At 72.7% G+C, this 13,031-nt stretch carries 11 protein-coding genes; 6 read left to right on the top strand and 5 right to left on the bottom strand.

Features of this window, described 5'->3' with window-relative positions:
- Position 1 precedes the first annotated feature (1 nt).
- On the bottom strand, positions 2–1,381 hold the full coding sequence (locus GD632_RS13890; RefSeq protein ID WP_152192813.1) for a mannitol dehydrogenase family protein: 1,380 nt from the start codon (positions 1,379–1,381) through the stop codon (positions 2–4).
- Positions 1,378–2,811: a glucuronate isomerase gene (gene uxaC / locus GD632_RS13885; protein ID WP_152192812.1), complete on the bottom strand. Its 1,434-nt coding sequence runs from the start codon at positions 2,809–2,811 to the stop codon at positions 1,378–1,380. Before uxaC ends, GD632_RS13890 begins: the two co-directional genes overlap by 4 nt.
- A 140-nt stretch (positions 2,812–2,951) precedes the next feature.
- Here uxaC and GD632_RS13880 point away from each other — a divergent pair, with 140 nt between their 5' ends.
- The 4 genes from GD632_RS13880 to GD632_RS13865 all read left to right on the top strand — a co-directional run bounded on the left by GD632_RS13880 (position 2,952) and on the right by GD632_RS13865 (position 5,828).
- Entirely contained in the window at positions 2,952–4,268 is a 1,317-nt protein-coding gene (locus GD632_RS13880; protein ID WP_152192811.1) for a lactate racemase domain-containing protein, read from the top strand.
- Positions 4,269–4,447: 179 nt separating this feature from the next.
- On the top strand, positions 4,448–4,687 hold the full coding sequence (tatA, locus tag GD632_RS13875; RefSeq protein ID WP_152192810.1) for a twin-arginine translocase TatA/TatE family subunit: 240 nt from the start codon (positions 4,448–4,450) through the stop codon (positions 4,685–4,687).
- 79 nt (positions 4,688–4,766) lie between these two features.
- A complete protein-coding gene (gene tatC / locus GD632_RS13870; protein WP_152192809.1) occupies positions 4,767–5,495 on the top strand; it encodes a twin-arginine translocase subunit TatC in 729 nt (242 codons plus the stop codon).
- A 6-nt stretch (positions 5,496–5,501) separates the two neighbouring features.
- Positions 5,502–5,828, top strand: a complete 327-nt coding sequence (locus tag GD632_RS13865; RefSeq protein ID WP_152192808.1) for a Sec-independent protein translocase family protein — start codon at positions 5,502–5,504, stop codon at positions 5,826–5,828.
- A 57-nt stretch (positions 5,829–5,885) separates the two neighbouring features.
- On the opposite strand, the gene GD632_RS13860 is transcribed toward GD632_RS13865, so the two are convergent.
- The 3 genes from GD632_RS13860 to GD632_RS13850 all read right to left on the bottom strand — a co-directional run bounded on the left by GD632_RS13860 (position 5,886) and on the right by GD632_RS13850 (position 11,339).
- The gene (locus GD632_RS13860; protein WP_152192807.1) at positions 5,886–8,513 is read right to left on the bottom strand and encodes a glycoside hydrolase family 3 protein; all 2,628 of its coding nucleotides are present in this window, start codon (positions 8,511–8,513) and stop codon (positions 5,886–5,888) included.
- A 247-nt stretch (positions 8,514–8,760) separates the two neighbouring features.
- A complete protein-coding gene (gndA, locus tag GD632_RS13855) occupies positions 8,761–10,212 on the bottom strand; it encodes an NADP-dependent phosphogluconate dehydrogenase (RefSeq protein ID WP_226924879.1) in 1,452 nt (483 codons plus the stop codon).
- A gap of 98 nt (positions 10,213–10,310) precedes the next feature.
- Positions 10,311–11,339: a LacI family DNA-binding transcriptional regulator gene (locus GD632_RS13850; protein WP_152192806.1), complete on the bottom strand. Its 1,029-nt coding sequence runs from the start codon at positions 11,337–11,339 to the stop codon at positions 10,311–10,313.
- Positions 11,340–11,442: 103 nt separating this feature from the next.
- Here GD632_RS13850 and larE point away from each other — a divergent pair, with 103 nt between their 5' ends.
- Entirely contained in the window at positions 11,443–12,294 is an 852-nt protein-coding gene (gene larE, locus GD632_RS13845; RefSeq protein WP_152192805.1) for an ATP-dependent sacrificial sulfur transferase LarE, read from the top strand.
- Positions 12,287–12,964 (top strand): nickel pincer cofactor biosynthesis protein LarB, encoded by a 678-nt coding sequence (gene larB / locus GD632_RS13840; protein WP_152192804.1) that lies wholly within the window; start codon positions 12,287–12,289, stop codon positions 12,962–12,964. Before larE ends, larB begins: the two co-directional genes overlap by 8 nt.
- Positions 12,965–13,031: the final 67 nt, after the last annotated feature.

The raw sequence follows: 13,031 nt of genomic DNA, 5'->3' as shown, positions 1-13,031 counted from the left end.
CTCAGCGCCCCGTCCCCGACTCGAAGGTGCGGAGCCGCTCGACGACGGCGGCGCGCAGCTCGTCGTCGCCGGCCAGGTCGGGGGCGAGCTCGCCGAGCACGGTGCGCACGGCCTGCTCGTCGTCCCCGGCGGCCAGCTGGCGCCACCGCTCGGCGGCGACGTCGTGGACCGGCACCCCCGCGCCGCGCAGGTGAGCCACCCAGGCGGCGACGGCGACGACGGCGCCCTCCGGCAGCCGCCCGGCACCGCGCTCGGTGCGCAGCACCGGGACGTGGCGCACCGGCAGCTTCTGCGAGCCGTCCGCCGCGATGCGGCCGAGGACGTCGCGCATGCGCGGGTTGGAGAAGCGCTCGCGCAGCGCCTCGCGGTAGGCGGCGACGTCCTCCGCGGGGACGTCGAGGCTGGCCTCGGCGTCGTCCCACAGGCGCTCGACCCAGGCGCGGACCTGCGCGTCGGCGAAGGCCTGGTCCACGGTCTCGTGGCCGAGGACCGGGCCGGCGTAGGCCATGAGGGAGTGGGCGCCGTTGAGAAGGAGGAGCTTGCGGCGCTCGTAGGGCTCCACGTCGTCCACCAGCGTCACGCCGGCAGTCTCCCACTGCGGGCGGCCGGCCGGGAAACGCCCGGCGACGACCCACTCGGCGAACGGCTCGGTGGCGACCGGGGCGGCGTCGACGACACCGAGCTCACGCTCGACGAGCTCGGCGGTCTCCGGGCCGACGGCCGGGGTGATGCGGTCGACCATCGAGCTCGCGAAGTCGACGTTCTCGTCGATCCACGGCACCAGGTCCGGGTCGATGAGCACGGCCAGGTCGCGCACGACACGGCCGACGACCTCCCCGTTGCCGGGCAGGTTGTCGCACGGCAGCAGCGTGAGCGGGCCCCCGTCGGCCGCCTGGCGCGCGATGAGCCCGGCCACGAGCTTGCCGGGCACGGTGGTGACCGGCGCGATCGGGTCGCGCCGCAGGGTCTCGACGTCGGCGACGACGTCGGCGTTGTCGCAGTCCAGCCCGCCGCCGGGGCCGCGCAGGTAACCGGCCTCCGTGACGGTGGTCGTGACGACGGCGACGGCGGGGTCGCGCAGGTACTCAAGCCACGCCGAGTGGTCGGCGGCCGCGTGGACGGCGCTCACCGAGGTGACGACCTCGAGTTCGTCCGCCTCCTGGCCACGCACGACGAGCGTGAACAGCCCGTCCTGCGGGGCGAGCGCGCGTGCGGCGTCCGGGCGGCGTCCGGTGAACGCGGCGATGCCCCAGTCCTCGCCGTCGGCCGCGTGCATCGTGTACCAGGCCTGGTGGGCGCGGAAGAAGTTGCCCAGGCCGAGGTGGGCGACGCGGACGGGCGGCGCCACCTGGTCGGGCCGGCGGCTGAGTCGCTCGCTCACAGCTTGAACACCTTCTTCGGGATCGTCGTCACGAGGTCGTGGGCGGTGGCCAGGGCCTCATCCTCGGTGAGCCGGTGCTGCGCGACCAACTCGGCGAGGTAGGCGGCGTCCAGCCGGCGCGACATGTCGTGGCGCGTGGGGATCGACAGGAACGCGCGGGTGTCGTCGATGAAGCCGGAGGTCCGGTAGAAGCCGGCCGTCTCGGTCACCGCCCCGCGGAAGCGGCGGATGGCCTCGGGCGCGTCGATGAACCACCACGGCACACCCACGTGCATCGAGCGGTAGAAGCCCGCCATCGGGGCCAGCTCACGGGAGTAGACCGTCTCGTCGATGGTGAACACGACGAGGGTGAAGTTGGGGTGGTTGCCGTAGCGGGCCAGCAGCGGGCGCAGCGCCTCGGTGAACTCCACGGAGACCGGGATGTCGGAGCCGGCGTCGGCGCCGTAGCGCTCGGCGTTGTCCGGGTCGTGGTTGCGCCGCACCGCCGGGTGCAGCGTCATGACCAGGCCGTCCTCGGTCGCCATGCGGGCGGTCTCGGTCATCATGTGGCGGTGGAAGGCGCGTCCCTCCTCCACGGTGGCCTCCCCGCGCAGCGCGGCGGCGTAGATGCGCTCGGCCTCGGCGAGCGCGAGCGGCTCGGTGCCCGCGTCGAAGTGGGAGTGGTCGGAGGAGACCGCCCCGTGCTCCTTGAAGTAGCGGCGGCGATTCTCGAGGGCGGCGATGTACCCGGCGTAGTCGCCGGTGTCGACGCCGGCGACCTCGCCGAGCCGACGGGCGAGGTCGGCCCAGCCCGGGCGGGCGAGCTCGAGGAAGCGGTCGGGCCGGAAGGTCGGGATGACGCGGCCGGTGAAGGTGGGGTCCCCCGCGAGCGCGCGGTGCGGGGCGAGGTCGTCCAGCGGGTCGTCCGTGGTGGCGAGCACCGAGATGCCGAAGCGCTCGAAGAGCGCACGCGGGAGGAACTCGGGACGGGCGAGGGCCTCGGCGATCTGGTCGTAGATCGCGTCGGCGGTCTCGGCGCTGGGCACCTGGGCGATACCGAAGACCTCGACGAAGGTCGTGTCGAACCAGTACTTCACGGGAGTGCCACGGAAGAGGTGGTAGTTCTCGCAGAGGATCCGCCAGGCCTTGCGGGCGGCGGCCTCGTCCAGCTCGACGGGCCCGTCCGGCCCGCGCCCGAGGTCGCTCAGCTCGGCGCCGTTGGCGTGGAGCATCCGCAGGACGTAGTGGTCGGGCGTGAGGAGCAGCGAGGCAGGGTCCGCGAAGGGCGCGTTGTCCACGAGCCACTGCGGGGGCACGTGGCTGTGCGGCGAGATGATCGGCAGATCCTTGGTCGCGTCGTACAGCCGGCGAGCCACGTCCCGCACCTCCGGCTGTGTCGGGAGGAGGCGGTCGGGATGGACGTCGAGGGACGCCTGCGTGTCAGCGCTCATGGCGCCATCGTCGCGACACCCCCCGCCCTCGGCAATGAAGTTGCCAGCCCTTGCCACCCGGTTGCCAGCCGTTGCCACCACGCGGCGGAATATCGCGGTCCGCACCTGACGATCGTGCGGACCGGGGCTACCGTCGAGCCATGACGTGGTTCAAGGAGGAGGCCCGCTTCATCTCGCGGCCCCAGATCGAGGCGATGTGCGACCGGATGCTCGACGAGGCGAAGGAGCGGCTGGGCATCGCCGAGTACCGGCGCGTGCTGCTCCTGCCCCCGGACCTCACCCGGGCCCACTCGGGCACCGGCTGGATGACCGAGTACCTCTACCACCGGCTCGACGCCGCCGGTACGGAGGTCCACGTCATCCCCACGCTCGGGCAGCACGTCCCACACACCCGCGAGGACAACGAGTGGATGTTCGGCTCCATCCCCGAGGAGCGCATCCACGCCCACGACTGGAAGAACGGCGTGACGAACGTCGGCACGGTGCCCGCGGACTTCGTCCGTGAGCAGACGGGGGGCGCGGTCGACTGGGAGATGCCGGTCGACCTCAACACCATGCTCGTCACCGAGCAGTGGGACCTCATCGTCAACGTCGGGCACGTCGTGCCCCACGAGGTGCTCGGCTTCGCCAACCACAACAAGAACTACTTCATCGGGCTCGGCGGCAAGCGGCTGCTCGGCGCCTCGCACATGGCCTCGGCCGTGTACGGCATCGAGAACAACCTCGGCAACCTCCTCACCCCCGTCCGGGCGTGCTTCAACTACGCCGAGGAGCACTTCCTCGCCGACCTGCCCGACGTCTACCTCCAGGTCGTCATGGACTACGACGACGACGGGAAGCTCGCGCACACCGGCGTCTACGTCGGTGACGACCTCGAGACGTACTACGACGCCGCCCGCGCCTCCCGGGAGCAGAACTTCACGCTCTTCGACGAGCCGGCCGACAAGATCGTCGCCGTCATGCAGGCCGACGAGTTCCGGGCGACCTGGGTGGCGAACAAGGCCGTCTACCGCACCCGCATGGCGCTCGCCGACGGCGGTGAGCTGCTCGTCATCGCCCCCGGCGTCGAGCGCTTCGGGGAGCAGCCGGAGGTCGACGCGCTGGTCCGCAGGTACGGGTACATCTCCCAGGCCGAGGCGCTGGACCTGTACAAGACGCAGGCCGACATGCAGGACATCCCCCACGGCACCGCGCACCTCGTCCACGGCTCGTCCGAGGGCCGCTTCACAATCACCTACGCGCCCGGTCACCTCGGCAAGGAGGAGATCGAGTCGGTCGGCTACCAGTACATGGACGTCGAGGAGGCGCTGCGCCGCTACGACCCGGCCGTCATGAGGGACGGCTGGAACACCATGCCCGACGGCGAGCGTGTCTTCTTCATCTCCACCCCGTCCGCCGGCCTGTGGTCCACCCGGGAGAAGCTCGAGAACCGCGACACCGAGCTGCACGCGGGCTGACCGGTCCCGGCTCGGCCCGTGCCGGCGGTGCTGACCTGACCGTTCGTGCTGCCGACCCTTGACACCGGGGGTCGGCTCTGTGACGCTGACCTCGTTCCGGAGGGCCTTTGACGAGTTCGGCAACGCTGCCTGCAAAAGCGTCACCGGCCCACTCTCAGCAACGAAGCCGTGGAGCAGCCATGAGAACACCCAGCCTGTGGGCGATCGTCGTCCTCGTCGTCGTCGTCCTCCTCCTGTTCGGGGCCCGGCGCCTGCCCGACGTCGCCGCGAGCGTGGGCAAGTCGCTCAAGATCTTCAAGAAGGAGGTCAAGGAGCTCACGGACGACGAGCCCGCGCCGCTGCCGGCCCCGGTGCCGCCCGCCGCCCACGCGCCCGCGGCCGAGCCCGTCGCCGCCCGGGACGACCGCCGCAGGACCTAGCGACGCGCGAACCGAGGAAGCTGCCATGGTCATGACGTCTCCGCGCGCCCGGACACGACGGCGCCCCGAGGAGGGGCGCATGCCGCTCGCCGACCACCTGCGCGAGCTGCGCCGCCGCTTCCTCCTCGCGGCGCTCGGCATCGTCATCGGCGCTGTCGCGGGGTGGTTCCTCTACCCGTGGTTCTTCGCCGCGATCAACGCCCCGATGGAGGCGATCGCCGACCGTGGCCAGGGCGCGGCCATCAACTTCGGGACCGTCGGCGGCGCCTTCGACATGCGCATCCGGCTCTCGCTGTTCATCGGCCTGTTCGTCTCGAGCCCCTGGTGGGTGTGGCAGCTCTTCGCCTTCGTCTCCCCCGGGCTCACCCGCAAGGAGCGCCGCTCGACGGTCGGGTTCGGGGCGGCCGGCGCGGTCCTGTTCATCGCCGGCGGTGCGCTCGGCTGGCTCGTGCTGCCCAACGCCGTCACCGTCCTCACGGCCTTCACCCCCGACGACGCCGTCAACCTCATCGACGCCCGCACCTACCTCAGCTTCTTCACCCGGGTCATGCTCGTCTTCGGTGTGGCGTTCCTCGTGCCGGTGGTCATGGTGGCCCTCAACTCGGCCGGCGTCGTCACGGGCCGCTCCCTGCTCAAGGGCTGGCGATGGCTCGTGCTGTGCGCGTTCCTCTTCGCCGCCGTCGCCAACCCGCTGCCCGACGCCTGGTCGATGATCGCGATGGCGCTGCCGATCTGCGCGCTGTTCTTCGGCGCCATCGGCATCGCGATGTGGAACGACCGCCGTCGCGCCCGACGACGTCCCTCCTGAGGTCCCATGCCTGTCAACGGTGCCGAGCTGCTCGTCCTCGTCGTCCTCGCCGTCGTCCTCGTCGGCCCCGAGCGTCTGCCCGAGTACGCCCGCCGGCTCGCGGCGCTCGTCGTCACCCTCCGGCGGCTGGCCTCCCAGGGGGGTGAGCGGCTGCGCGAGGAGCTGGGGCCGGAGTTCGACGACCTCGACCTCGCGGCCCTCGACCCCCGCCAGTACGACCCCCGGCGCATCGTCCGGGAGGCCCTGGCGGACGCGCCGCCGTCGACCGCCCCGCGCGCTGCGGGTGAGGCCCGGCCGGCCGGCCGGGCCGCCTTCGACGCCGAGGCCACCTGAGCAGCTGACCGAGAGCCGGACCCCTCCAGCGAGGAGTCCGGCTCCCGGCGGGCGGCGTCAGCCCCTGCTGGCTCCGGAGCGGCGCTGGAGGACCAGGGCCGTGCCGAGCAGCAGGACGGCCGCCGCGACGAGCGCGAGCACCGTCACCGGCGCACCGGTCCGGGCGAGGTCGCCGTCCGCGGTGTCGTCGGATCCGGCCGCGGGCGGCGGCGTGGTGCCGTCGCCGTCGTCGTCCCCGGCCGGGGACGTGGTGGCGTCGTCGTCCGGCGTCGTCGGCTCGGGGGCCGGCGTCGTGGGCTCCGGCTCCGGCGTCGTCGGCTCCTCGACGTCCGCGGCGTAGGTGAGGCCGTAGCCGAAGGGGTACAGGGCCCCGTCGGTGGTCTCCTCGTAGCCCGGGGTGTCGCTCTGCTGCTCGATGATCGCCTCGCGGGTGCCGGCGAGGGCGAAGGGCATCCTGCCCTGGGGGGCGTAGTCCCCGGACAGGACGTCGAGCAGGGCGGTGTCGCTCATGCCGAAGCCCGCCAGGACGGCGCCGGCGTCGCGCAGGCCGCTCTCCTCGTCCAGCACGTAGGGCTGGCGGAAGTAGACGTGGAGGATGACCTTGCTCGGGTCGTCGACCTCGGCCATGACCTGCTGGATGGTGTCGAGCGAGGGCACGACCTCCCACGACTCGGCCTCCTCCATGCCGGAGAAGTCGAGGATGCTCGACTCCCACGGGTAGGAGCCGCCGAAGCGCAGGCCGTTGTCGGTGCAGGAGGGGTCCTCCTCGCCGGCGGCGTTGTGGACACAGTTGTCCGCCGCGCCCCACGGGCTGTTCCCGTCGAGGTTGGGGATGCCCTCGATGGCGCTCGGGTTGACGCCGTGCTCCGGGTCGAGACCGAAGTCGGGGCTGTTGCTCACGTAGTCCCCGGCGTTCGTGCGGGCCGTCATCGAGATGAGGACGTAGTCGCTGTCCGCGGCGCTCGGGCGGGTCTCGCCCTCCTCGACGTTGCCGTTGGTGACGCCGTAGCCGCGGGCGGCCACCGTCTCCTCGGTGAAGTCACCCAGGATGTAGACGTCGGAGCCGTCCGCGAGGGGCAGCACGGGGCCGTCCTCGGTCTCCTCGTTCTCGAGCAGGACGAGCGACTTGCGCTGCAGGTCCAGCCCCACCTCGCGGTTGGCGGCCGAGCCGATCGTCGCGGTGGCGACGTCCGGGTCGACGTAGGGGTTCTCGAACAGGCCCATGAGGAACATCGGCTCGAGCAGGCGCTCGGCCGCGAGGTCCACGCGCTCCTCGGTCACCAGGCCGTCCTCGACGAGGTCGATGATCGTCTGGACGTTGTTGAAGCCGGACAGGGTGTCGGTGCCACCGTTGACGGCCGCGGCGACGCGCTCGGGCACGGTGCTGCCCTCGAGGCCCCACGCGCGGTCGTTGATGATGCCGGTGTCGGAGTTGACGTAGCCGCCGAAGCCGAGCTGCTCACGCAGCAGGCCGTTGACGATGGAGTCGGAGAACGCGAAGCCGGTGAGCGGGTAGTCCTCGCTCTCGTTGCCGACCTCCGGGACGTCCACGGGCACGCCGTAGTACGGCATGATCGAGGAGACGCCGGCGTCGATCGCGGCCTCGAAGGGCAGCATGTGCTCCGCGAAGAAGCCGCCCGGGTAGACCTGCGCCTTGCCGAAGGAGTAGTGCGGGTCGAGACCCAGCTCCTGGGGGCCACCACCCGGGAAGTGCTTGAGCGTGAGGGCCACGCGCGTCTCCGGGCTCAGCGCCAGGCCGTTGTCGTTGGTGTCGACGACGGGGCCCTGCAGCGTCCGGACGAGGGTCTCCATGATCGCGGCCGCGTGCTCGGCGTCCTCGGTGAAGGTCTCGTGGGTGCGGTACCAGCGCGGCTCGGTCGACAGGTCGGCCATGTAGCCGTACATGCCGCGCAGCCCGATGGAGGCCCACTCCTCGCCCATGACACCGGCGAAGTCCTCGACGACGGACATGTCACCCGTCGTCGGGTCCGCACCGGTCGCGAGCGCCTCCTCCCCGAGCGCCGCGGCCGCGATGCCGGCCTCCTTGGGGAAGGCGCTGAAGGCACCGGCCGACTCGTTGATGCCGGCGCGGGCGTCGGGGTCGATGTGGTTGCGGGCGTTCGACTTGAACAGGGCCGGGATGCCGAGGCGGGTGGCCTCGCTCATCTCCTGCACCGCGTTGGTGAACCCGGCCGCCTCGGCGGGCGTCACGGAGGTGGAGGCCTGGAAGCCGCCGCCCGAGCTGCCGCACTGCGCGTCCTCCGGGCCGGTCACCGTGTTGCGGAAGACGAACCGGTGCATGTGCTGGGTGTTGACGAAGCTGTCCGCCGACTCCGGCACCGCGCCGCGCACGCCGTCGATGCACGCCGCGTTGAGCGTGTCGATGAGCATGAGCCCGGCCTTCTCGTCGAGCTCCATCTGCGCGACCAGGTCGGCGACGCGCTCGTCGACGGGCCGGCGCCAGTCCTCGTACGCGTCGAGCTCACCGTCCTTGCTGAGGTCGCGGAACTCGTAACCGTCGACCTCGATGATGTCCGTGACGCGGCTCCCGAGCTCCGGCTGTTCGGGGTCTGCGGGCGCCGGCACGGTCGCCGCTCCCGCACCGACGGTCAGCGTCAGCGCCAGCGGCGCCGCTGCGGCGACGGCCACCGCGGTCCGCAGCCCCACACGTGGGCTTCGTGACATTCTTCCTCCTCATGTTCACGTCGTCGTTGACGGTGTCGTCATCGACGGGACGTCGCGCAGGGCGCGACCCGGCCGACGACGGCGCGTCACCGCGCCCCTCGGCCGTGGCCTGATCGTCGCTGTGGCGTGCAACACCCGACGAAGAGTTGCCGGATGTTGCCGCCTGCCCGAACCAGTCGGGGGCGCGGACGCCGACGGCCCCGCCGAGCCGGTGCTCGACGGGGCCGTGAGGAGGCGTGCGTGGGGGCTAGCCCTGCGCGGTCTCGCTGCGGTCGCCGGACCACTCGGTGTGGAAGACACCGGGGCGGTCGACGCGGTTGTACGTGTGCGCGCCGAAGAAGTCGCGCAGCCCCTGGACGAGGGACGCGGGCAGGCGCTCGGCCCGCACGGTGTCGTAGTAGGCCAGGGCGGCAGAGAAGCCGGGCACCGGCACACCGTTGGCGATGGCGTGGCTCACGGCCGCCCGCCACCCGGCCTGGCTCGCCTCGAGCCCGGACGCCACCGAGGGCGCCTCGAGCAGGGTGGTGAGGTCGTGCGCGGCGTACTCCGAGCGGATGCGCTCGAGGAGGCGGGCGCGGATGATGCAGCCGGCACGCCAGATCTTGGCGACCTCGGCGATGTCGATGTCCCAGCCGAACTCCTCCGAGGCCGTGCGGATCTGGTCCAGGCCTTGGGCGTAGGCGACGACCTTGGAGGACCACAGCGCCTGTCGCACGTTCTCGACGAGCTCGGCGCGGGCGGCGGTGTCGACACCGGTGGCGGCGGGTCCCTGCAGGGCGGCGCGGGAGGCCTCGCGCAGCGCGCCGTGGCCGGAGGTGGAGCGGGCGAAGACGGACTCGGCGATCGTGTTGACCGGCACGCCGAGCTGGAGGGCGATCTGCACCGTCCACTGCCCGGTGCCCTTCTGGGCGGCGGCGTCGGCGACGACGTCGACGAACGGACGGCCGGTCTCGGCGTCGACGTGCCGGAGCACCTCGGCGGTGATCTCGATGAGGTAGGAGTCGAGGTCGCCGGTGTTCCACTCGCTGAAGACCTCGGCGAGCTCGGCGGCCTCGAAGCCGGCGGCGCGCAGGACGTCGTAGGCCTCGGCGATGAACTGCATGTCGGCGTACTCGATGCCGTTGTGCACCATCTTGACGAAGTGGCCGGCGCCGTCGGGGCCGATGTGGACGCAGCAGGGCTCACCGTCGACCTTGGCGGAGATGTCCTCGAGGATCGGGCCGAGGGTCACGTAGGACTCGGCGGGGCCACCGGGCATGATGCTCGGGCCGTTGAGCGCGCCCTCCTCGCCGCCGGAGATGCCGGCACCGACGAAGTGCAGGCCCTGGTCGCGCAGGTAGGCCTCCCGGCGGCGGGTGTCCTCGTAGTGGGCGTTGCCGCCGTCGACGATGATGTCCCCCTCCTCCAGGAGCGGGATGAGGGACTCGATGACGGCGTCGGTCGGGCCGCCGGCCTTGACCATGATGATCATCTTGCGGGGACGCTCAAGGCTGGCGACGAAGTCCTCCAGCTCCCGCGACGGGACGAAGGCACCCTCGTCGCCGTGCGCCGCGACCAGCTCCTCGGTCTTGGCCGAGGTGCGGTTGTACAGGGCCACGGTGTGGCCGTGACGTGCCAGGTTGCGGGCGAGGTTGCTGCCCATGACAGCGAGTCCGATGACTCCGATCTGCGCGGAGGCAGTCGCCTTGTTGTCAGTCACGTGCTGGTCCTTTCATCGGCGGCTTGGTGACGCTACGGCCCCCAGTATGGCGGCAGGCCCACGCCCGCCCGCAGTGGTGTCCACCAGTTGCCACCGACTCAGGACCGCATGAGCCGGCCCCTGCCCACGCGGGCGGTGGAGTCCCGGGCGACGAGCTTGACCGGCAGCACGACGGGCTGCTCGCTCGAGCGCGCGCCCCCGATGATCGCGATGAGGTTGCGCACCGCCGTGGCCCCCTGGAGCGAGAGCGGCGAGGCGACCGAGGTGAGCGCGGGGACGGTGAGCGCGCCGGTGCGGCTGTTGTCGAAGCCGACGACGCTCACGTCGCCGGGGACCGACACCCCCAGGGCGCGCAGCCCCCGGACGAAGCCGACGGCCATGACGTCGTTGAAGGCGACGACGGCGGTGGTGGGGTTCTGCGCCCACCGGCGCGCCGCCTTGGCCCCGCCCTCGACCGTCGGGGAGTTGGGCCCGATGCGGCGGGTCCGCAGCTCCAGCTCCAGGCCGGCCTCCTCCAGGCCGCGCCACCGGACGCCGTCGGCCCACGACGCCTCGGGACCCGCGACGTAGGTGATCTCCCGGTGCCCGAGCTGCCCGAGGTGCTCGGCCGCCCGCCGCACCCCGCGGGCGCCGTCGGTGAGCACGCTCGGCAGCCCGCTGACGACGCGGTTGAGCACGATGACCGGCCGCTGCTTGGCGATCGCCCGGATGCCGGAGTCCGAGAGGCGGGGGCTGGTGAGGACGAGCCCGTCGACGGCGCCGAGGAACGTGTCGGCGGCGTCCCGCTCGCGCAGGTAGGACTCCTGGGCGTCGAAGAGGAGCATCGTGTAGCCGGCCGCCTCCGCGGCGGCCTCGGCGCCCCGGATGACGTCGACGAAGAGCGGGTTGCCGATGTCGGCGACGACCATGGCGAGCATCCGCGTGTTGACCGCGCTGAGGACGGGCGCCACCGACGATCGCCGGTAGCCGAGCGACGCGGCGGCCGCACGGACCTTCTCCGCCGTCGCCGCGCTCACGCGCCCGGGCCGGGCCAGCGCACGCGACACCGTCGAGGGGGCCACGCCGGCGACCTTCGCGACGTCGTAGATCGTCGGTGGGCGACCGTCGCCGCCTCCCTCGCTGTCCATACCGGCCAACGGTAGGGTCTCAGGGCAACCAGTGGCAACGAGTTGCCACGCTGCCGACCGGCTCGCACACACTGGAAGCTCACGTGCACGAAGGAGCAGATCCATGACGACGACGGCGGTACCCGGCCTGACCGGACCGGCGGCACAGGCCGCCGCACAGGTCGCGCAGACGCTTGCCGGCCACGCGCCGCTGGGCGTGGCCTACTCCGGTGGCGTCGACTCCGCCACCCTCCTCGCGCTCGCCGTGCGCGCCCTCGGGCCCGCGAACGTCGTCGCCGTGCTCGGGGTCTCCCCCAGCCTCGCGACCGACGAACGCGCCCGCGCCCACGAGACCGCCGCCGTCATCGGCGCACGCGTCGTCGAGATCGAGACCCACGAGGGGCAGTCGGCCGCCTACCGCGCCAACGGCCCCGACCGCTGCTTCCACTGCAAGGACGAGCTCTTCACCCGCATCGACGACGAGCTCGTCACCGGGCTCGGGCTCGCGGCCGTCGCCTACGGGGAGAACGCCGACGACGCCCAGCGGCCCGACCGCCCCGGCTCGCGCGCCGCGACCGACCACCGCGTGCTGCGGCCCATGGCCGAGGCGGGGATGACCAAGGCCATGGTCCGGGAGGTCGCCCGGGCGATGGCGCTGCCCGTCGCGGACAAGCCCGCCGCCCCGTGCCTGGCCTCGCGCATCCCGCACTTCGAGGAGGTCACCCCGGAGAAGCTGCGCCAGGTGGACCGCGCCGAGGGCGCGCTGCGCCGCCTCGGCTTCACCGACTGCCGCGTGCGCCACCACGGCGACGTCGCCCGGATCGAGCTGCTGCCCGAGGAGCTCCTCGCCGCGGTCCAGCGGCGCGAGGACGTGGACCGTGCCGTGCGCGACGCCGGCTTCCGCTTCGCAGCCCTCGACCTGCGCGGCATCCAGTCCGGGGCCTTCACCCTGCCGCTCGTCTCCGTCCGTGGCTGAGGCCTGGGAGCCGGGCCCCGAGCTCGCCCGCATCGCCCACCTCGACCACGACCGCGCCGCCCGGCGCGGCTACCCCGAGGCCGTGCTCTGCGAGCCGAAGAGCGTGGAGCAGGTCGCGCTCATCGCCGCCGAGGTCGCCGCCGCCGGCACGCCCACGCTCTTCACCCGCGCGACGCCCGAGCAGGCGTCCGCCGTCCTCGCCGCCCTCCCCGACGCGCACCACGACCCGGTGGCCCGGATCGTCGCCTGGCCAGCCGCCGCTCCCGAAACCACCGGGGGCCTCGTCGTCGTCGTCAGCGCCGGCACCTCCGACCTGCCCGTGGCCCGCGAGGCCGAGCTCACCGCCCGCTACCTCGGCCGGCGGACCGAGCTCGTCGTCGACGTCGGCGTCGCGGGGCTGCACCGCGTGCTCGGGCACCTCGACCTCCTCCGCTCGGCGCGCGTCGTCGTCGTCGCCGCGGGGATGGACGGCGCGCTGCCGAGCGTCGTCGCCGGGCTGGTGAGCGCACCGGTCGTGGCCGTGCCGACCTCCGTCGGCTACGGCGCCGCCTTCGGGGGCGTGGCACCGTTGCTGTCGATGCTCAACGCCTGCGCCCCCGGGGTCGCCGTCGTCAACATCGACAACGGCTACGGCGGTGGCCACCTGGCCGCCCAGATCGCCTCCTCCTGACGAGGCACCCGACCGCCGCCGACAGGCAGAATGAACCATGGACGGGCCCTGTGCCCGGGGGAGGCAC

Origin of the sequence: Georgenia satyanarayanai (genome assembly GCF_009193135.1) — a bacterium.
In the GTDB taxonomy this organism is placed as follows: domain Bacteria; phylum Actinomycetota; class Actinomycetes; order Actinomycetales; family Actinomycetaceae; genus Oceanitalea; species Oceanitalea satyanarayanai.
The sequence above is the reverse complement of the archived record's forward strand: the minus strand, read 5'-3'. Positions and strand labels throughout refer to the sequence as shown.